Source organism: Kitasatospora sp. NPDC049285, from assembly GCF_040678815.1.
GTDB lineage: Bacteria > Actinomycetota > Actinomycetes > Streptomycetales > Streptomycetaceae > Kitasatospora.
In genome coordinates, this window is sequence record NZ_JBFAQR010000019.1 from 14,697 (window position 1) to 32,312 (window position 17,616).

A 17,616-nucleotide genomic window follows, 5' to 3' on the forward strand; every position below is an offset into this window, starting at 1 on the left:
AATCATCGCCGCTACCTCTGTCCCGTGCGATAGCATGTCTTCCTGCATATCGAAGAGGCTGGAAGAAGAAGAGTGGACGATCTCGCCCGTGGTCGTGTCCGTGCGACACAGGACACCTTCCAGATCCCCGAGATCCAGAAAGTCCTGACGCCCAAGCGCCCCGCCGTTGAGACAGCTGGCCTCGCAGACATATTTCCGTATTATGCCGGCTTCTCATTCGACTGGGCTCGGGACCTCCTCGCCAAGGATCAGGCAAACGCTAGCACGCCAATAACAGTCCTTGATCCTTGGAACGGAAGCGGAACCACAACCCTAGCGGCCCAAAGCCTGGGATTTCGATCGGTTGGAATTGATCGCAACCCAATTGCTAATATTGTGGCTAGGTTGCGCTGTGGGATAATGTCAAGCGACAGTATTAAAGAGGCTCCATCGGCAGGCCCTGGGGAGTCCTCGGAAGGGGATCCCCTTCGCGCATGGTTTACCGATCAGACTTCTGCTCGCATTCGACAGTGGGTGGATATTGCCAGCGATGGGAACGGGGCATTCAGTCCGCCCTATATCGTATCCCTATTCAGGGTTGTACGCTCTCTGACCAAGAAGTTTGAGGGGAGTAATCCCACATGGGTGAAGAGGGCAAAGGGGCCCGATGATCTCATCGGCCTCGATTCTGACTATCTTGACGATCTAATTCAGGCGGAGTATCGCTTCCTGGTAGGTAGAATCGAAACCTGGCCTGTTCAGACGACAGATAGCCTTCACATTACGGCTTCTGCTACGCGCATGCCTATTGCCAGTTCAACGGTAGACGTGATTCTGACATCGCCGCCCTACTTGACCCGTATTGACTATGCAGTGGCCTACGCTCGCGAACTTGCCGTGCTTGGTATCGACATTGCACGGGATCGAAGCCTACGTTCCGAACTTATGGGGACAACGCTAATTCGCAAGGATGTCGGCTTCTCCATTTCCAGTGTCGGGCCAACAGCGCAACTGCTTTTGTCGCAAGTGCAAGGTCACAAGAGCAAGGCTTCTTCAGGCTACTATCTGAAGCAGGCCCAGCAGTATCTCTCGGACTTGTGCTCTGGACTAGATGAGATCAGCCGCGTCTCTAGGCCAGGTGCGTCGATTCACCTGGTGGTGCAGGATTCCTACTACAAGGATGTCCCAGTCCCGCTGGCTGACATCTGCATAGAGGAAGGCACTCTTCGGGGATGGTCACTCGAAGCCTGCGACAGATTTCCGGTGCGGAGATCTCTCACGGCGCTTAACACGTCTGCCCGGGCATACAAGAAGAGCGATGTAGCGGAGTCAGTAATTTCCTTCAGAAAGGATTGAACGTGGCCGAGGCAGCCAGCTCTCCGGACGAGTTGATCCAGGCTGTAGATCAAAAGATCACAGCCGTCCGAACGCAGAGTATTGACTTCTCTTTCAACGAGCTGGCGGACATGTATGAGTCCGAAGAGCTAATTATTGACCCCGAGTTTCAGCGAATGTTTCGCTGGACCGAAGGTGCTCAAGCTCGGTTCATCGAGTCGCTGCTTCTAGAACTCCCCGTTCCCCCTATTTTTCTGATCGAACGAGATGATCGCGTCTATGAGCTCATCGATGGGCTCCAGCGAATCTCGTCTTTTCTGCACTTTAGAGGCGAGCTGGAAGTTGACGGCGAAAAGCTCCCCCCGCTTGTGCTCTCCGATTGCGACATTGTGCCTGAGCTGAATGGCAGGACACATGCGAACCTGCCACGGGCGCTTGGGATCAAGCTGAAGCGGAGCTACATCCGCGCGGAAATCCTGCGCAAGGAGAGCGATCCTCGGCTTCGATACTACATGTTCAAAAGGCTCAATACTGGCGGCGAGGAGCTTTCCAAGCAGGAAGTCAGGAACGCGACGATTCGCCTTCTTTCGAATGAATTCAACCAGTACATTATTGAGCTATCGCGAAACAGTGACTTCATGTTCTGTTCCGAGACCCTGACAGAGAATGCGCGGCGCGAAAAGTTCGACCAGGAGTTGGTCCTAAGATTTTTTGCCTTCAAGAATGCTGGCTCAACATATAGGCATGACATTGCCGACTTCCTTACTGACTACATGGAAGACATTTCGGACCCGTCCTCCACTAGTCAATTTGACTATGTTCGCGAGCGAGAAGTCTTTGAGAAAACCTTCAAGGTAATTCGCGTAATTGCTGACGTGATGGAAATTGGCCCGAGGGTAATGGGGACGGTCTCTCGGACCGGAGACCCGCGTTGGCAGTTCTCGGTCTACCATTACGAGGGAATCGTACTGGGTATTCAGAGGGTCCTTGATCGGCTTGATCCGTCAGATTCAACTCAAATGGCGCGCATTGCAGAAGTAGTGAGGGGCGGGAAGTCCGATCCAGACTTTCTGCGCGCCACGGGCGGTGGAAAGAATGACCGCAATTCGCTGCGCGCGCGCATCTCATACTTTGCTGACAGGTTCTCGGGAGTACTCGATTGAACCTTTCCGAGATGCGTGCCGAGCTCGAAGAGGATATGGCTTGGCGCTTGGATGAGATTCGCCATCTCGGGAACCGCCTATTGCTTGAGCATGACCCTGAGGATTGGCCAGTCTTTTCTCTTAGGGCTATTCTTGTAATGCAATATGCCCACCTGGAGGGGTTCACCAGGAACGCACTCTCTCTCTATGTTGCTGCTATCAACGCGAAGCGCCTGCCCGCGGAAGACTTGCAGCCTGAGCTTTTGGCGGCTGCCCTCGCTGTTGAGTTTGATAACTTGCGCAAATCGTCAGGTGGCGAGGGCCTGGAAGGCGAGGGGAGGTTGACCACTCGTGCTCGTCATCAAACTGCCTTCGTTCAACGAATCCAAGAGCTGAGCAAAGGTTCTCTTTCAATCGCCGCCGAGGTTGCAGTGTCCATGGAGATGAACCTAGGGTCTGATGTCCTGAAGCGTTCTCTAGTCGCTCTTGGAATTCCCGTGACCCGAGTTGCAAGAGATCAGTACACTTCTATCGATTTTGTTAAGCGGGTGCGGAATGATATCGCACATGGAAGCCGAAAGGAGAATATCCCGAAAGGAATGTTTGACGCACATCTGAAAAAGTGCGAGACGTTCATGGGTGATCTTGCACGGGTTCTGACGCAGGCAGTTGCCGAGGAGTGGTACCGAATCGCTCGCCCAACTGTTCCTGAGATGCGTGGTGGCTTGACTGAAGGAGTCTCGCCGAGTACGGGAGTCGACGGATAACGCATTGAGGGCGGCGTAGCGGTTTTGGCCGGTGTCCTGTCTGGTCTGGGTCCGAGCATGATCGGGGGGCCGTAAGCTTGCCCGCGATCTCGGGCAGGCTCCTCGCCTGCCCGCAATCTGGCCGAGTGGCCCCCCGTTCTTGCTCGGTGCGGGTCCCGGTCCTGGCAGGTGGGTAAAACCGTGGAGCCGCCCGCCCCAGCCATGACGGCGCGTTGGGCCGCAACCACTCACGATCGTCCGTCCGCCTTGCGCGGCCGGCCGCCGCCTCGCCCGGGCGAAGACAAGCGCGGGGGCGAGCGGATGGGCCGCGCCCTGGCGCGAAGCGCCCTTGAACCCGTAGAGAAGAGTTTTACGCACCCCCTCCCCACCACCCCCTGAACCTCCCATGCCACCTGTTGACCTGGCCCGACCGTCCGTATGCTCGGCTGGTTCGGCTGACGGCATGTCACATCGGGGGATCATGGATACGGTCACGCAGCTCGTCACCATCGCGGCCGTGGTTCTGGGTGGACTCACCACCTACGCGACCAATCAGCTCATGGAGCGGGGCAAGCGCCGGGACTCACTCCGGGTTCGCTGGGACGAGAAGAAGCTTGATGCCTACGTCGAGTACGTGGGGAGTGTCCGGGCCTGCGTTTACGCGGCGGTGCTGGCCTTTGAGGTGACGCACTCCATCCGCGAGATGCCACGTACAGAGCACGAGCTGCTGATGGACCTTACGGAGGCTGAGGGCCGTCGGGCTCTCGCCTTCGAGCGGCTGATGATGCTCGCTGGCGACCAGGTGATCGAGTCGGCCCATGCAGTGAACACCGCAGCCGCCGCGATCGACTGGCGCGCCCGCCGGCTGGTTGATGGCCCAGTGGAGGAATGGCGGGCCCTCCACATCGAGATCTTCCGCGCGATCAACGTCTTCCATGAGGTGGGACGCGCCGACCTTGGCGTCACCGGCGGCTTTGTTGGCGACCAGCACACCGCGCGGGGGCTCACCCTCCCTCGACAGCAGGAGAGTTCAGCCGACGAGTGACCGGCAGCAGCCATGCGAACGGCCCCGGCAGCAGGGTCATCCCCTCTGCTGGGGCCGCGTCGTGCCGTGGGTCCGATCAGGCCGCGTCGAAGCGCCAAGAGTTCAGCGCGGCCAGCGCCTCCGCCCGGGCCTGGATCACTGCCATCCGGGCCTCCCACTCGGTCTCCAGCACGTGCGCTGCCTGGCTGGTGCTCTGTCCCGGCCACTTCCGGTAGAGCAGACCGGTCTCCGCCGTGAACCACCCGCGGCTGACCGCGTCGAGCGCCATCAGCAGTCCGGTGTCCTCCGATGCAGGGAGCGCCATCCACCCACCAAGCGCCAGCACCAGCTCGCGCCGCGCGCAGAGGGTGGCCGGGTGGACCTGTGCCCGGTAGTTGTGGGCCTTCCAGTGCCGGAGAACCTCGCCGCGCTCGATCGGGCCTTCGGGCGGGTCCTGGTCGAAGCCCACCGTGCTGCCGTCCGGAAGAAGGTCGAGCACCCGCGAGGTCGTCCACGCCACGTCCGGCCGGCTAGTGAGCACCGCGAGGTCTCGGGCGAGGGCGCCGGGGGTCAGCATGTCGTCGGCGTCCAACACCTTGACGAACTCGCCTGTGGCGCGGGCCAGGCTGATCGTGCGGGCCATGCCGGCGCGTCCATGGCGGCCCTGACCGAAGCTGATCCGGGAGTCGTCCGGAACGTGGGGCGCTACGTCGTCAGTCTGGCCGTCCTCCTGGATGACCCACTGCCAGTCCCAGCCCGCGGGCAACTCCTGTTCCAACAGCGACTTGTAAGCGTCGGCGAGGAACTTCGCCGCCGGCCCGTGCACTGCCGTGATGACGCTCACGGTGTTGGCCATGCTCACCACCTGTCCAGCTTGGTCGTGTAGACCATCTCGGTGCGGTCGCCCGGAAGGATCACGTCGGAGACCTCCACCACGCGGTCCGTGGTGTCGATGCAAGTCTTCCGGAGGAGGACCACCGACACACCGACCGGCAGGCCGAGTTCCTCGTTCTCCTCGGGCGTTGGCGGACGGGCGCGGAAGGTCTCGACGATGCGGTCCAGCTCGATTCCGAGTGTGAAGAGTTGGTTCTGCGTACCCCCGGGCCAAGGCTCCAGGTCAGCGCGGAGTAGGTCTGGGTTCTGCGAGACCAAGTCACGGACCAGGTAGGACCGGGAGATGTTGAACGGGTGCCGGTCCTGGCTGTAGCGGGTTCGGTAGGTCCGCTCCAGCAGCAGGGTGCCCTCGGGTACACCGAACAGCGTGGCCAGGTCGGCGGGCGCCGGGACTTCCTGGAAGTCAGCGTGGAACACCAGATCGTCCACGGCCAGGCCGGTGTCATGTTCGGTCGCGCCGGTGCTCTTACGGACGGCCTCCGGCTGGCGGGCCCGGTCCTTCTCCCACTGGTGCCGCTCGTTGCTCCGGGTGGCCCGCTTCGGCTGCCGGCGGACGAAGGTCCCGCGGCCCTGCTGCTTCTCGACCAGGCCCTCGGCCTGAAGCACACCGACGCCCTGACGGATCGTGGGCACGCTCACGTCGTAGTGAATCGCCAGTTGGGTCTCTGCTGGCAGCCGATCGCCCGGTGCCAGGACTCCGTCAGCGATCTGTCGCCGCAAATCGGTGGAAATCCGCTCGTACTGGTTGGCCATGGAGCCGGTCACCGCCCTGTCGTGGTCTCCCGAACATCTTAAGTCCTCAAGAGGAGTTGACGACTAGCTGATGCGCCGTCATAGTTCATTGCAACTCCTCAAGAGGACTTAAGGACTAGAGGAGCTGATGACCTTCGGCCCTGCCATGGGGCCGATCGGCGTCCGGGGCCGCATGCCCCGGCTCAGCGAAGGAGTTCGGAAGATGCGTCTCATCCCCGTGGACACCACCGGCGCTCTGGTGATGGTCGCCCAGGAGCCCCGGCCGAAGCTGAAGGACCGGCGGACCGGCGAGATGGCGATGGACACCGAGACCGGTGCCCCGCTGATGACCCTCGACGTCACGTTCGTCGCCAACGGCCAGGCCGAGATCCTGTCGCTGACCGTCCCGCAGCCCGGCATCCCGGACGGTCTCATCCCCGGCACCCTGGTGGCGCTCACCAAGCTGATCGCCCGGCCGTGGGAGAACGAGTTCAACGGCCAGAAGCGCTCCGGCATCGCCTTCCGCGCCGACGCGGTCACCGCCACGATGCCGGCGTTCGTCGGCGCGAAGGGCTGATGACCGGTGTCCGCGCTGACCACGACGCTCCTGGAGCTGGGTGTCCCGGCCGCCGCCGCGACCGGAGCCGCGCTCTACGCGAAGGTGAAGCACCCGCGCGCGTACTGGTCCACGGTCGGCCTCCCGCTGACCCTCGCCCGGATACACCGCGACTACGACGCCGTGATGGAGTCCTGCGGCCTGACGGTCGAGCCCTCGTTCTGGCGCGCGATGGCGGCACAGGCGACCAACCGGGAGAGCAAGCCCGCCGTCCCGAAGATCAAGGGCATCCGGGGCTCGGCGACCGGCCTCCGGATACGGCTGCGGCTGGCCCGTGGGCAGGAGACCGAGGACGTGGCCAACGCCGCCCAGCGGCTGCGGCACGCGTGGGGTGTCCACGCCGTGTACGTCTCCGAGGTCAAGCCCGGGATCGTGGACCTGAAGATCGTCGGGTACGACGTGCTTCGGCAGGTGCGCATGCCGCGCCGTACCGGCGTCAAGTCCGGTGACCTGCTGCGGGTTCCGGTAGCCCTGCGCTCGGACGGGACCGCCCACGTCCGGGACTACCTGGAGGTGCCGCACGGGCTGACCCTGGGCGCGAGTCAGTCCGGCAAGTCGATGCTGACCCGGAACCTGATCCACGGGCTGGCGAATCAGCCGGTCGCGCTGGTCGGCATCGACTGCAAGGGCGGCATCGAGCAGCGCCCGTTCGCGGCTCGCCTCTCGGCGCTGGCGATCAGTCAGGAGGAAGCCCTCGGGCTGCTGCTGGCCCTGTTGATCGAGATGGACGACCGGTACGACCTGATCCGCGCGTACCAGGGCATGCCCGGCTCGGTGCCGGCGGAGGAGATGACCGCCGACATATGGGGGTTGCCGGAGAAGGTCCGCCCGGTGCCGATCGTGGTGCTGGTGGACGAGATCGCCGAACTGTTCCTCGTGGCCAGCAAAGCGGACGAACCGCGCCGGAACCAGATCGTCACCGCGTTGATCCGGCTGGCCCAACTCGCCCGTGCCGCAGGCATCTTCTTGGAGATCAACGGCCAGCGCTTCGGGGCCGACCTCGGCAAGGGCGCGACCATGCTCCGCTCCCAGCTCACCGGCCGCACCGTCCACCGCGTCAACGACCTGGAGAGCGCGCGGATGGGCCTCGGGGACATCTCCGAAGCGGCGATGACCGCGGCTACCCGGATCAGCCCGACCATGCCCGGCGTGGCCGTCGCCGGCGACACCTCCGGCCGCTGGTACGAGATCCGCACGCCGTACCGCTCGCTCGGCGAAGTCGCCGACCGCTGCGCCAAGTTCGCACACCTGACGCCCGACCTGCACCGCCTGGCGGCCTTCCGCCCGCAGGTGGCCGCGCCCTCCACGGCCTCGGTCGAGATCCCGCCGATGCCGTCCGCGCCGCCGATCTACGTCTCGGCCCCCGCCGCCGAGTAGCCCCGAACTCCTGGGTCGGCGCGACCGCTTCGCGCCAAGTCCCTATCCCGTCACGCCCTGATCGAGAGGAACTCCCATGGCCCGCAAGCCCTCCATTGCCGAGATCGGTGCCTACCTGGCCCGCGTCCGTGCCGGCGGGGACGCCGGACCGCTCCTGGCCGACAAGGCCGACCTGCTGGAGCGGATCGCCTCGAACAACCCACACGACAGTGACATGGCTGAGGTCGCCCGGGACGCCCGCCGCGCCGCCGACGAGCACCAGCGCCGCAGCCGGTAGCGCCATGGCCATCACGAAGCCCACCGTCCAGGACTGCCCGGCCTGCGATGGCACCGGCCAGACCACCGTCGCGGTCGTCGCCGGTCGCGGCCAGCGTCGCCGGAAGGTCGCCGACCAGGAAGCCACCTGCCTGGACTGCCTGGGCACCGGTAGCGTCCCGGAGCTGCTCGACCAGTCCATGGGGAGCTGACGTCATGCGCCGTCTGCCCAAGCTGGACGCGGTCCTGCTGCAAGCCGTGATCGCCGCTGCGCTCTCGTTCGCCCACCTGCACGACCTGGCCGAAGCCGCCGGGCAGACCGGCTGGAAGGCGTGGGCCTACCCGGTCTCGGTCGATCTGCTGCTCGTCGCCGCGTGGCGTCGACTGCGCTCCCGGGTTTCCGTCCGGCTCGCCTGGGTCTGGTTCGTGATCGCGCTGGCCGCCTCGCTCGGGGCCAACATCGGCACAGCCGGACTCCTGAACCTCGGGGACACCCCGACCTGGCTCCGGATCATCGTCGCCGGGTGGCCCGCCGCCGCGTTCCTCGGCGGAACCCTGCTGGTCCACACCGCAGCGCACGCCCCGGCTGAAGCTCCTGTGGAGTTCGAGACCGGGGAGGAGCTTCCGCCGGTGTACGTCGCGGTGCCGGAGACCAAGCCTGAGCCAGCGGCGATCGAGGAACCCGAGCTGGTACCCGCGCTGCCCGCTCCGCCCGTGCCCTCGACCCCGGCGGCGCCGCTGGCCAACCCGCCCGGCCCGGCCACAGCAACGCCCGTCCCGGCGTTCCTGCTCGACCACGCCCGCAAGCTCGCCGACGACCACCGCGCGCGGACCGGCAACCAGATCGACGCCGCAACCCTGCGCGCCCGGCTCGGAATCAAGGACCCGCTCGCCTCGGCGCTCGCTGCCGAACTGACCTGAGAGAAGACCGCCATGACGCTCTCGCTCCCGCTCGTCGCCGTTCTCGCCGCCATCGGCTGGCTGATCGTCCGTCACCACCGCCTCCGCTGGTGGGCCGTGATCTCGCTGCTGCTGCTCGGCTTCTACCTCGCCAGCTCGCCGGCCGCGCCGCTGATCGACAACACCACCCGCGACGGCGTGCAGGTCGTCAACCGCACCGGAAGCAAGTGAGGGCCGCCTGATGCTCGCCACCCTGCAGCCCGAAACGCTGATCCTCTCGGCCGACGGGTCGGCCCTGGTCGCGGAGATCGAGGCGTACTTGGCCTCGCTCCCGGCCCCCGCTCGGCTGACCGTCCCGTACGTCTGCCCGCTCGGCTCGATCGTCCAGCGCTGGAACGCGGGCTTCCCTCATCCGCGGCTGACCGTCCTGGACCGGATCGCGCACCGTCCGGCCCGTCCCGTCGACGTCACCGTGGCGGACCACCTGCGGCTCACCTCCCGCTACCTCGCCGAAGTCGGCTGGGTCCAGGGCGCGCTGTGGGACTCCGCCGGCCGCGTCTGCCTCCTCGGTGCCCAGGCCGCCGTCCTCGCACACGGCTACGGCACGCCTTACATCGTCAGCCGAGCCCGCAACCAGGTCATGGAAGTCCTCCGCGCCACCGGACTGGTCGTCAGCTCCCCGGACATGTTCAACGACGCCCCGACGACCCGCCAGGCGGACGTTCACCGCCTGCTCGACCGAGCTTCCGCCCGCGCGCTTTCCCTCGGCATCTGATTCCCCCCGGGGCGAAAGCAAGCCGCCAAGCATCCCGTCGCCCCGGGGACCTCAACCTGCACCGGAAGGACCCGCAATGGACCTCGCCCCGCTCCTCGCCGCCGGCGTCCCGCTCGCGGGCTGGGCCGCACACGGCACCCTCCTCGCCCGCCGCCTGGCGACCGCCCGCCGCGACCCGCTCACCGGTCTGCTCACCCGCGATGGCTTCACCGCCCGCGCCGAGCGGCTGATCCGCTCCCACCCCGAGCGCACCACCGTGTTGCTGATCGACCTGGACGAGTTCAAGGCCATCAACGACACCCACGGCCACGCCGCTGGGGATGCCGTCCTCGCAGCCACCGCCCGCCGCCTCGACACCTGGTGCGGTACGGACGGCCTTGCCGCCCGCCTCGGCGGAGACGAGTTCGCTGCCGTCGTTCTGGACGCCGCCGACCGGGTCCCGGACCTCCGTGGCCTGCTCCAAAGGCCCGTCGCGTTCGGAACCTCGCTGCTGGCCGTCGGCGCGTCCGTCGGCACCTCGCACCCGGCCACGCTGCTGCTCACCGAGGCGCTGTCGGCGGCCGACCGCCAGATGTACGCCTCCAAGCCCGGCGCCCGAACCTCGCGCCGCCGCTGAACACAACCGGTCCCCGGCACGGCAGCAAGCCGCCAAGCATCCCGCCGCGCCGGGGACCTCAACCCGAACCGAACCGAAGTCCGCGAAGGAGACCACCATCATGACGCAGCGCCCCCGCCCGACACGCCTAATCTGCCGCAACTGCGACGGCTTCGGCCGCGCCGCGACCACCACCGGCCACCGCCACCGCGACGGCTCCCGCGCCACCGCCCCCGTCAACTGCCCCATCTGCGGCGGCCGAGGCACCGTCGCCCGCGTCCTTGCCTCGGCGGTCTGACATGGCGCTCCTCGACTGGCGCGACTCCCGTCACTGGGACAACAAGCCCGCCCCCTGCGGCGTCTGCGACAAGCCCACCAACCTCCGCTCCGACCGCGGCAAGCCCGCCCACAAGGTCTGCGCCGAGACCTGGACCGAGCAGCACCCCAAGCCCACCGAACAGCGCTGACCGCACGGCCCCGGAGCCAGCAACTGACGGCTCCGGGGCCTCAGTTCGAAAGGAGGAGATCATGCTCACCCTCACGGAACCGCCCGTTGCCGATCTGACCGCGCTGGCGTCGCTGGGCACCATGCCGGCGCTCGTGCGGCAGCTCTCCGGGCTCGCCGGGTGCACCTCGCCGATCCGGCTCGCTGGTTGGCGGACCGAGGTCAACGAGACGACCGGCCAGGTGCTGCACCACCTGGAGTCGTCACAGCTACCCGCGGGCGATCTGCTGGTGCGGTGCGGCAACCGACGGACGACCCGCTGTGCCTCGTGTGCCGAGACCTACCGGCGGGACACCTACCACCTGATCACCGCCGGGCTGGTCGGCGGCAAGGGCATCCCGGACACCGTGGCCGTGCACCCCCGGGTGTTCGCCACCTTCACCGCTCCGTCGTTCGGCCCGGTGCACAACCGGCCCGCTGCCGGCCGCTGTAAGTGCGGGACCGCGCACGCCGCTGATGATGCGCTACTCGGCTCGCCCCTCGACCCCGAGACGTACGACTACGACGCCGCGGTGCTGTGGAACGCGCACGCCGGGAAGCTCTGGGCCCGGTTCTCGATTCACCTGCGCCGAGAGGTCGCCAAGCGGGCGGGCCTGTCGCAGCGTCAGTTCCGAGAGCACGCCCGGGTCTCGTTCGGGAAGGTCGCCGAGTACCAGAAGCGCGGGGCGATCCACTTCCACGCGGTGATCCGGCTCGACGGCCCCGAGGGTGCCGACACTTCCCCGCCAGCCTGGGCCTCGGCCGAACTCCTCACCGACGCGATCCGTGCCGCCGCTGCCCGCACCGAGATCCCCGGCCCGACTGTCAACGGCCGTATGCACCGATTCGCTTGGGGTAGGCAGCTCGACGTTCGCACGATCCGCAACGCTGACTTCAACGGCCCAGTCCCGATCTCCGATCGCGCCGTCGCGGCCTACATCGCCAAGTACGCCACCAAGGGCGCGGAGACCGCCACGGGCACCCTCGATCGGCCCATCCGGCTGCTCGCCGAGGTCGCTCACCTGGAGATCCCGGAGCACGCCCGCCGGCTGATCCGGACCTGCTGGACGCTCGGCGCGAACCCGGGCCTGGGGGACCTTCGGCTCCGCGCGTGGGCTCACATGCTCGGCTTCCGGGGCCACTTCTCGACCAAGACCCGCAAGTACTCGACCACCCTCGGGGAGCTCCGCGCCGCCCGCACCGCCTGGCGCCGCGCGCAGACCCTCCAGCTCCTCCACGGCCCCGACGCACCCGCCACCGATGAGACCACTCTCGTGCTCGCGCACTGGGCGTTCGCCGGCCGTGGCCTCACTCGCGGCGAAGCCTGGCTGGCCACCGCGATCCAACCCGCCCCCGGAACGGAAGGAGAACCGACGAATGGCTGATGACGACCTGCTGACCGTGCCGGAGGTGATGGCTCGCCTCAAGCTGGGCCGCTCCGCGGTTTACGACCTGATCCGTTCCAAGCGGCTGCATTCGATCACCATCGGAAGGGCGCGCCGGGTCCCGTACGGCTCCTATCGGGCCTTCGTCGCCTCGCGGTCCGAGGTGATCGGCTGATGGCGACTCGCCGCAGCCGCGGGGACGGCGGGCTCCACTGGGACGAGAAGCGTCAGCGCTGGATCGCCAGCGCCAGCCTCGGGTTCGACCCGAGCGGGAAGCGCATCATGAAGCGGGGGAGCGGCAAGACCAAGACCGAGGCCAAGAACAAGCTCAAAGAGGTCCTGCGGGACCACGAGGACGGCCTCGCCATCGCGCCCACCAACTACACGGTGGCCAACGCGGTGAACGACTGGCTGACGTACGGGCTGGCCGGCCGCGACGACAAGACCGTCGAGACCTGCACCATCCTGTGCCGGACCCACGTCATCCCGGCGCTCGGCGCCCGCAAGCTCCGGGACCTCAGTGCCGAAGACGTGGACCGCTGGCTGGCGGTCAAGGCCAAGACGCTGAGCACCCGCACGCTTCAGGCCCTGCACTCCTGCCTCAACCGGGCGGTGAAGCGCGCGATGGCCCGCGACAAGGTGAAGCGCAACGTGGTGGAGCTGTGCGCCGTGCCCACAGGACAGGCCGGGCGCCCGTCAAAGGCGCTGACGCTCGCTCAGGCCGAGGCTGTGCTGAAGGCGGCGGAGAAGACCGGGATGTACGCCTACATCGTGGTGTCCCTGCTGACCGGTGCGCGCACCGAGGAGCTGCGGGCGCTGACCTGGGACCACGCCTTCCTGAAGGGCATCCCGAAGGCTGATCCGCCGATCCCGCCGCACATCGCGGTGTGGCGCTCGGTCCGCGCCGGCGGGGACACCAAGACCCGGAAGTCCCGGCGGACCCTCGCGCTCCCGGCCCGCTGTGTCGAAGCGCTGCTCGACCACTGGGTGGACCAGGGCTGGGACCGGCTCGCGGCCGGCGACAAGTGGCAGGAGAACGGCCTGGTCTTCCACTCCGCCGTGGGCACCGAGCTGGACCCGTCGCACGTCCGCCGCGCGTTCCGCACCGCCATTGCCACAGCCGAGGGGATCAACGCTGCCGAGTGGACGCCCCGCGAACTCCGGCACAGCTTCGTGTCGATCCTGTCCGACAAGGGCGTCCCGCTGGAGGAGATCTCCCGGCTCGTCGGCCACTCCTCCACCAGCGTGACGGAGGAGGTCTACCGAAAGCAGATCCGCCCGGTGATCCAGACGGGTGCGACGGTCATGGACGACGTCTTCGGGCACGCAGCTGAGGGATAGTCACTCAGTTAGACACGCAGAACGAGGAAGGGCCCTACCGGATCTCTCCGGCAGGGCCCTTACCTGCACTTACGAAGTCGGGGTAGCGGGATTTGAACCCACGGCCTCTTCGTCCCGAACGAAGCGCGCTACCAAGCTGCGCTATACCCCGGTCCTGCGATGTTGCCTTCCGTCTCCGGCGCAACGAGTAGAACTCTACAGGAGGCGGGGCCAGAGACGAAATCCGGTTTAGGGCTGGTCAGCGAGGGGCGGGGGTGAGGGTGAGGAGGGTGGCTTCGGGGGGGCAGGCGAAGCGGATGGGGGTGTAGCGGTTGGTGCCGCAGCCGGCGGAGACGTGGAGGTAGGAGCGGTGGCCGGCGGTGGTGTGGGTGGAGAGGCCCTTGACGCGGTCGGTGTCGAGGTCGCAGTTGGTGACCAGGGCGCCGTAGAAGGGGATGCAGAGCTGGCCGCCGTGGGTGTGGCCGGCCAGGATCAGGGGGTAGGCGTCGGCGGTGAAGGCGTCGAGGGTGCGCAGGTAGGGGGCGTGGACGACGGCGAGGGAGAGGTCGGCGTCGGGGGAGGGGCCGCCGGCGACCATGGGGTAGCGGTCGTGGCGGATGTGCGGGTCGTCGAGGCCGGTGAACTCGACGTCGAGGCCGGCGAGGGTGAGGCGGCCGCGCGCGTTGTTGAGGTTGAGCCAGCCGGCCTCGTCGAAGCCGTCGCGGAGCTTCTGCCAGGGGTTGTGGACGGCGCCGGTGATGCCGCGGCGGCCGGAGCCGTCGGGGTTGTTGAGGCCGTGGACGCCGGTGCGCAGCGCGGTGAGGTAGCGGGTGGGGCTCTTGCGGGCGGGCCCGTAGTAGTCGTTGGAGCCGAAGACGTAGACGCCGGGGAACTCCATCAGCGGGCCGAGCGCGTCCAGCACGGCGGGGACGCCGAGCGGGTCGGAGAGGTTGTCGCCGGTGTTGACCACCAGGTCGGGTTCGAGCGCGGCGAGGCTCTTCAGCCAGCGCTGTTTCTTCTCCTGCCCCACGACCATGTGGATGTCGGACACCTGGAGGATCCGGATCGGCCGCGCACCGGCGGGCAGGATCGGGACCTCGACCCGGCGCAGGCGGAACGAGCGGACCTCGTACCCGGCGGCGTAGACGAGACAGGCGGCGCCGGTGGCGGCGATACCGAGCGGGACGGAGTACAGCGGTCGCATCGGTCCATCGTCGCAGACCGGGGCAACGGACCGAACGGGCGGTCGCCCCGGTGGGCGTGGCAGGCCGAACGCCGAACGGGCGCTGGGCAGTCAGCGCGGCCGGCGGACCGCGACGGCGGCGGACAGGTCGCCTTCAGCGCGGCCGGCGGACCGCGGCGGCGGCGGACAGGTCGCCTTCAGCGCGGCCGGCGGACCGCGACGACGGCGGACAGGTCGCCGGCCAGCGGGAGGTCGACGGCGCGCAGGGCGGGGTGGTCGAGCCAGTGCAGGCGGGCGGTGTCGGGTCGGCCCTGGAACTGCGGCGGCCAGCTCTCGCACGGGCTGAAGTCGTCGACCACCAGGACGCCGCCCGGGGTCAGCAGCCGTTCCGGGTCGGCGCCGCGGTCGGTCTTGGCCTGGCCGCCGCCGTCCAGGACCAGCAGGTCGTACGGGGCGTGCTGGTGGAGGGCGGTCCAGTCGCCGGTCAGGACGGTGACCTCGGGGTGGGTGGCGAAGAGCTGCGCGGCGGCGGTGGCGCGGACCGGGTCGCGTTCGACGCTGAGCAGCCGGACCCCGGGCCGGGCGGCGGAGGCGAGCCAGGCCAGGCCGACGCCGAGGCCGGTGCCGCTCTCGCCGATGCGGACCCGGGCGCCGCCGGCCAGTACGTGCAGCAGGCGGCCCTGTTCGGGGCGGCAGGAGTACGGGAAGCCGTGCGCCCGGGCCAGGGTGACGGCCTGTCGGACCAACGGCGGGAAGCCGTCCAGCCGTTCGCCGTACGCGTCGGTGCCGTGAGCTGACATGGCGTCAGTCTGCCAGCCGGGCGCGACGGCTGGACGGTCGCCCCCGGCGGGGACGCCGGCTTCGGGCTCCACCGGGACGGCCGGACGGTCGGCCCCCGGCGGGGACGCCGGCTTCGGGCTCCACCGGGACGACTGGATGGTCGCCCCCGGCGGGGACACCGGCTCCGGGTTCCACCGGGGCGGCCTCGCCTCAGGCGGTGTGACGGCGGCGGCGCGCGAGCAGCCAGAGGACTGCTCCGCCGGCCGCGACCAGGAGGCCGCCGAGCCCGGCGACCAGCCCGGTGCCGCTGGAGCCGGTCTCGGCCAGCCGGTCTGACGAGCCGTCGGACGAACCGTCGGAGGAGTCACCGGACGAGCCGTCGGTGGACCCCGTGGAGCCGCCCGTCCCGGCGGTGGCAGTGGCGGTCGGCGTCGGCGTGGGAGCAGGCGTCGGCGTGGCGGTGGTCGCCGCGGTGAGGGTGAGGCTGCGGCCGGCCTGGCACATGGTGGTGCCGTTGAAGGGGTTCTCGTGGCTCTCGTCGACGATCAGGCAGGCGTTGAGCTTGGTGCTGCCGACAGGGGTGTCGGCGGCGTACGAGACCCGCAGGTGGGGGATGCGGTCGGTGTGCGCCGCGAACGTGAGGTCGGGTTCGTCGACCCGGACGGCGACGTAGTCCGCGTCGGCGACGTGCTCGGCCTTCAGGGTCACCCAGCCCTGACCGGGGACCTGCTTCTGCACGGTGGCGTGCGGGTCGACCCAGAGCACGTCGTTGACGTTGGTGTACTCGGCCGGGGTGCCGTTGCTGATCTTCCAGTCGAACTCCACCGGCGCACCGCCGACCACCGCGCTCGCGGGGACGTTCTGCAGCTCGCTGTCGATGGAGACCATGCCGAGGTCGTTGCGCTGCTCGGCGAGCGGCTGGGTGGCGCCGGGCTCGGTGAGCGTGGACTTCAGCGCCACGTGCTGGAAGCCGCCGTTGCTCGCGCCGTGGTGGGGCAGGCCCATGGGAGCGCCGATCCGGAGCTGGACGGTGGTGGTGCCGGGGGCGGCGGTGATCGTCTGGCTGCCGGTGAAGACGCCGTCGGCGAAGGTCAGCGGGACGGACTTCCACTGCCCGTCGGCCGGATCCCGGTAGCCGATGGCGAGGTCGTACTTCGAGGCGCCCGGGCCGGTCTCGGCGGCGAGCCGCAGGGCCAGCTGACGGGCGGTCGGGCCCGGGTTCGTGACGGTCTCCACCAGCGGCAGCGGACCGCCGGCGAAGGCCAGTGCGGCCGGGGCCTGGACGGCCAGCGTCGGCGCCGGGGCGTCGGCGGCGACGGCGGTGGTGGCGGTGCCGGTGGCGAGCAGTCCGGCGAGCAGCAGGGCGGCGAGAGCGGCCGGGCGGTGGCGTGCGGGCATGGCGAAGTCCCCCCAGGACAAGGTGAGTTGACGAGTGCGGAAGGTCGGAGACGGGCAGGTCGCGGGTGATGCTGCGCGGCCCCCGTCCGGCCTCTCACCGGTATGGACGTTCATCGCGGCCCGCGGTTGCGTCCGGGTGCGAAGAATTTTCCGCGGACTTCGGGAAGTGGCGGCGGCGCGGTAAAGAAGCGGCGTTCGGGCCGGTCAGGTGCCAGAATCGGCGGCATGACGACGCTCAAGGCGCAGCTGCAGGAGGATCTCACGGCTGCCATCAAGGCACGGGACGAGCTCCGCTCGTCCACTCTCCGGCTCACCCTGGCCGCGGTCACCGGCGCGGAGGTGGCGGGCAAGGAGAAGCGCGAACTGTCCGACGCCGAGGTGCTGCAGGTGATCGGCAAGGAGGCGAAGAAGCGCCGCGAGGCCGCCGAGGCGTTCGACGGCGCCGGCCGGGCCGAGCAGGCGGAGCGGGAGCGCGCCGAGGGCGTGGTGCTGGACGGCTACCTCCCGGCGCAGCTCAGCGACGAGGAGCTGACCGCGATCGTGGCCGCCGCGGTGGCCGAGTCCGGGGCGAGCGGGCCGCAGGGCATGGGCGCCGTGATGAAGCTGGTCCGGCCTAAGGTCGAGGGCAAGGCGGAGGGCGGCCGGGTGGCGGCCGCGGTGAAGGCGGCCCTGGCGGGCTGAGCCCGGCGGCGCCGG

22 protein-coding genes and 1 tRNA gene are annotated in these 17,616 nt (G+C 68.2%); 17 read left to right on the top strand and 6 right to left on the bottom strand.

Features of this window, described 5'->3' with window-relative positions:
- Nucleotides 1–72 precede the first annotated feature (72 nt).
- From AB0K51_RS15010 to AB0K51_RS15025, 4 genes are all read left to right on the top strand, one after another.
- Nucleotides 73–1,335, top strand: coding sequence for a hypothetical protein (locus AB0K51_RS15010; protein ID WP_363454460.1), 1,263 nt, complete (start codon nt 73–75; stop codon nt 1,333–1,335).
- Nucleotides 1,336–1,337: 2 nt separating this feature from the next.
- Nucleotides 1,338–2,477 (top strand): DUF262 domain-containing protein, encoded by a 1,140-nt coding sequence (locus tag AB0K51_RS15015; protein ID WP_363454462.1) that lies wholly within the window; start codon nt 1,338–1,340, stop codon nt 2,475–2,477.
- A gap of 11 nt (nt 2,478–2,488) precedes the next feature.
- Nucleotides 2,489–3,223, top strand: coding sequence for an MAE_28990/MAE_18760 family HEPN-like nuclease (locus tag AB0K51_RS15020; protein ID WP_363454464.1), 735 nt, complete (start codon nt 2,489–2,491; stop codon nt 3,221–3,223).
- Nucleotides 3,224–3,683: 460 nt separating this feature from the next.
- A complete protein-coding gene (locus AB0K51_RS15025; RefSeq protein ID WP_363454466.1) occupies nt 3,684–4,247 on the top strand; it encodes a hypothetical protein in 564 nt (187 codons plus the stop codon).
- A 76-nt stretch (nt 4,248–4,323) separates the two neighbouring features.
- On the opposite strand, the gene AB0K51_RS15030 is transcribed toward AB0K51_RS15025, so the two are convergent.
- Nucleotides 4,324–5,082 carry a glycosyltransferase family A protein gene (locus AB0K51_RS15030; RefSeq protein WP_363454468.1) on the bottom strand — a complete coding sequence of 253 codons (759 nt, stop codon included), beginning with the start codon at nt 5,080–5,082 and terminating at the stop codon, nt 4,324–4,326.
- A gap of 2 nt (nt 5,083–5,084) precedes the next feature.
- Entirely contained in the window at nt 5,085–5,873 is a 789-nt protein-coding gene (locus tag AB0K51_RS15035; protein WP_363454470.1) for a GntR family transcriptional regulator, read from the bottom strand.
- Between the two features lie 202 nt (nt 5,874–6,075).
- Here AB0K51_RS15035 and AB0K51_RS15040 point away from each other — a divergent pair, with 202 nt between their 5' ends.
- From AB0K51_RS15040 to AB0K51_RS15095, 12 genes are all read left to right on the top strand, one after another.
- The gene (locus AB0K51_RS15040) at nt 6,076–6,429 is read left to right on the top strand and encodes a hypothetical protein (protein WP_363454472.1); all 354 of its coding nucleotides are present in this window, start codon (nt 6,076–6,078) and stop codon (nt 6,427–6,429) included.
- 6 nt (nt 6,430–6,435) lie between these two features.
- Nucleotides 6,436–7,845 carry an FtsK/SpoIIIE domain-containing protein gene (locus AB0K51_RS15045; RefSeq protein ID WP_363454474.1) on the top strand — a complete coding sequence of 470 codons (1,410 nt, stop codon included), beginning with the start codon at nt 6,436–6,438 and terminating at the stop codon, nt 7,843–7,845.
- Nucleotides 7,846–7,921: 76 nt separating this feature from the next.
- Nucleotides 7,922–8,122 carry a hypothetical protein gene (locus AB0K51_RS15050; RefSeq protein ID WP_363454476.1) on the top strand — a complete coding sequence of 67 codons (201 nt, stop codon included), beginning with the start codon at nt 7,922–7,924 and terminating at the stop codon, nt 8,120–8,122.
- Nucleotides 8,123–8,126: 4 nt separating this feature from the next.
- Nucleotides 8,127–8,312: a hypothetical protein gene (locus tag AB0K51_RS15055; RefSeq protein WP_363454478.1), complete on the top strand. Its 186-nt coding sequence runs from the start codon at nt 8,127–8,129 to the stop codon at nt 8,310–8,312.
- A gap of 4 nt (nt 8,313–8,316) precedes the next feature.
- On the top strand, nt 8,317–9,021 hold the full coding sequence (locus AB0K51_RS15060) for a DUF2637 domain-containing protein (protein ID WP_363454480.1): 705 nt from the start codon (nt 8,317–8,319) through the stop codon (nt 9,019–9,021).
- A gap of 12 nt (nt 9,022–9,033) precedes the next feature.
- The gene (locus tag AB0K51_RS15065) at nt 9,034–9,231 is read left to right on the top strand and encodes a hypothetical protein (protein WP_363454482.1); all 198 of its coding nucleotides are present in this window, start codon (nt 9,034–9,036) and stop codon (nt 9,229–9,231) included.
- Nucleotides 9,232–9,241: 10 nt separating this feature from the next.
- Entirely contained in the window at nt 9,242–9,775 is a 534-nt protein-coding gene (locus AB0K51_RS15070; RefSeq protein ID WP_363454484.1) for a hypothetical protein, read from the top strand.
- Between the two features lie 76 nt (nt 9,776–9,851).
- Nucleotides 9,852–10,391 (top strand): GGDEF domain-containing protein, encoded by a 540-nt coding sequence (locus tag AB0K51_RS15075; protein ID WP_363454486.1) that lies wholly within the window; start codon nt 9,852–9,854, stop codon nt 10,389–10,391.
- A gap of 278 nt (nt 10,392–10,669) precedes the next feature.
- A complete protein-coding gene (locus tag AB0K51_RS15080; protein ID WP_363454488.1) occupies nt 10,670–10,837 on the top strand; it encodes a hypothetical protein in 168 nt (55 codons plus the stop codon).
- A 61-nt stretch (nt 10,838–10,898) separates the two neighbouring features.
- On the top strand, nt 10,899–12,239 hold the full coding sequence (locus AB0K51_RS15085; RefSeq protein WP_363454490.1) for a replication initiator: 1,341 nt from the start codon (nt 10,899–10,901) through the stop codon (nt 12,237–12,239).
- Nucleotides 12,232–12,414, top strand: coding sequence for a helix-turn-helix domain-containing protein (locus tag AB0K51_RS15090; protein WP_363454492.1), 183 nt, complete (start codon nt 12,232–12,234; stop codon nt 12,412–12,414). Before AB0K51_RS15085 ends, AB0K51_RS15090 begins: the two co-directional genes overlap by 8 nt.
- The gene (locus AB0K51_RS15095; RefSeq protein WP_363454494.1) at nt 12,414–13,580 is read left to right on the top strand and encodes a site-specific integrase; all 1,167 of its coding nucleotides are present in this window, start codon (nt 12,414–12,416) and stop codon (nt 13,578–13,580) included. The genes AB0K51_RS15090 and AB0K51_RS15095 overlap by 1 nt, the downstream gene beginning before the upstream one ends.
- Before the next feature lie 77 nt (nt 13,581–13,657).
- Here the strand turns inward: AB0K51_RS15095 and AB0K51_RS15100 are convergent.
- The 4 genes from AB0K51_RS15100 to AB0K51_RS15115 form a co-directional block, all read right to left on the bottom strand.
- Nucleotides 13,658–13,731: transfer RNA gene (locus AB0K51_RS15100), tRNA-Pro, on the bottom strand.
- Nucleotides 13,732–13,818: 87 nt separating this feature from the next.
- Nucleotides 13,819–14,763: a metallophosphoesterase gene (locus AB0K51_RS15105; protein WP_363454496.1), complete on the bottom strand. Its 945-nt coding sequence runs from the start codon at nt 14,761–14,763 to the stop codon at nt 13,819–13,821.
- A gap of 176 nt (nt 14,764–14,939) precedes the next feature.
- Nucleotides 14,940–15,542 carry a class I SAM-dependent methyltransferase gene (locus AB0K51_RS15110; RefSeq protein WP_363454498.1) on the bottom strand — a complete coding sequence of 201 codons (603 nt, stop codon included), beginning with the start codon at nt 15,540–15,542 and terminating at the stop codon, nt 14,940–14,942.
- A 190-nt stretch (nt 15,543–15,732) separates the two neighbouring features.
- Entirely contained in the window at nt 15,733–16,920 is a 1,188-nt protein-coding gene (locus AB0K51_RS15115) for an LPXTG cell wall anchor domain-containing protein (protein ID WP_363454500.1), read from the bottom strand.
- Between the two features lie 225 nt (nt 16,921–17,145).
- Between AB0K51_RS15115 and AB0K51_RS15120 the strand changes: the two genes are divergently transcribed.
- The gene (locus AB0K51_RS15120; RefSeq protein ID WP_363454502.1) at nt 17,146–17,601 is read left to right on the top strand and encodes a GatB/YqeY domain-containing protein; all 456 of its coding nucleotides are present in this window, start codon (nt 17,146–17,148) and stop codon (nt 17,599–17,601) included.
- Nucleotides 17,602–17,616: the final 15 nt, after the last annotated feature.

What these genes read in the sequence shown, in the direction of transcription:
- AB0K51_RS15020 (WP_363454464.1), top strand. Translation starts at nt 2,489, where the DNA reads ATGCGTGCCGAGCTCGAAGAGGATATGGCTTGGCGCTTGGATGAGATT.
- AB0K51_RS15025 (WP_363454466.1), top strand. Translation starts at nt 3,684, where the DNA reads ATGGATACGGTCACGCAGCTCGTCACCATCGCGGCCGTGGTTCTGGGT.
- AB0K51_RS15030 (WP_363454468.1), bottom strand. Translation starts at nt 5,082, where the DNA reads ATGGCCAACACCGTGAGCGTCATCACGGCAGTGCACGGGCCGGCGGCG.
- AB0K51_RS15035 (WP_363454470.1), bottom strand. Translation starts at nt 5,873, where the DNA reads ATGGCCAACCAGTACGAGCGGATTTCCACCGATTTGCGGCGACAGATC.
- AB0K51_RS15040 (WP_363454472.1), top strand. Translation starts at nt 6,076, where the DNA reads ATGCGTCTCATCCCCGTGGACACCACCGGCGCTCTGGTGATGGTCGCC.
- AB0K51_RS15050 (WP_363454476.1), top strand. Translation starts at nt 7,922, where the DNA reads ATGGCCCGCAAGCCCTCCATTGCCGAGATCGGTGCCTACCTGGCCCGC.
- AB0K51_RS15055 (WP_363454478.1), top strand. Translation starts at nt 8,127, where the DNA reads ATGGCCATCACGAAGCCCACCGTCCAGGACTGCCCGGCCTGCGATGGC.
- AB0K51_RS15060 (WP_363454480.1), top strand. Translation starts at nt 8,317, where the DNA reads ATGCGCCGTCTGCCCAAGCTGGACGCGGTCCTGCTGCAAGCCGTGATC.
- AB0K51_RS15065 (WP_363454482.1), top strand. Translation starts at nt 9,034, where the DNA reads ATGACGCTCTCGCTCCCGCTCGTCGCCGTTCTCGCCGCCATCGGCTGG.
- AB0K51_RS15070 (WP_363454484.1), top strand. Translation starts at nt 9,242, where the DNA reads ATGCTCGCCACCCTGCAGCCCGAAACGCTGATCCTCTCGGCCGACGGG.
- AB0K51_RS15075 (WP_363454486.1), top strand. Translation starts at nt 9,852, where the DNA reads ATGGACCTCGCCCCGCTCCTCGCCGCCGGCGTCCCGCTCGCGGGCTGG.
- AB0K51_RS15080 (WP_363454488.1), top strand. Translation starts at nt 10,670, where the DNA reads ATGGCGCTCCTCGACTGGCGCGACTCCCGTCACTGGGACAACAAGCCC.
- AB0K51_RS15085 (WP_363454490.1), top strand. Translation starts at nt 10,899, where the DNA reads ATGCTCACCCTCACGGAACCGCCCGTTGCCGATCTGACCGCGCTGGCG.
- AB0K51_RS15090 (WP_363454492.1), top strand. Translation starts at nt 12,232, where the DNA reads ATGGCTGATGACGACCTGCTGACCGTGCCGGAGGTGATGGCTCGCCTC.
- AB0K51_RS15095 (WP_363454494.1), top strand. Translation starts at nt 12,414, where the DNA reads ATGGCGACTCGCCGCAGCCGCGGGGACGGCGGGCTCCACTGGGACGAG.
- AB0K51_RS15105 (WP_363454496.1), bottom strand. Translation starts at nt 14,763, where the DNA reads ATGCGACCGCTGTACTCCGTCCCGCTCGGTATCGCCGCCACCGGCGCC.
- AB0K51_RS15110 (WP_363454498.1), bottom strand. Translation starts at nt 15,542, where the DNA reads ATGTCAGCTCACGGCACCGACGCGTACGGCGAACGGCTGGACGGCTTC.
- AB0K51_RS15115 (WP_363454500.1), bottom strand. Translation starts at nt 16,920, where the DNA reads ATGCCCGCACGCCACCGCCCGGCCGCTCTCGCCGCCCTGCTGCTCGCC.
- AB0K51_RS15120 (WP_363454502.1), top strand. Translation starts at nt 17,146, where the DNA reads ATGACGACGCTCAAGGCGCAGCTGCAGGAGGATCTCACGGCTGCCATC.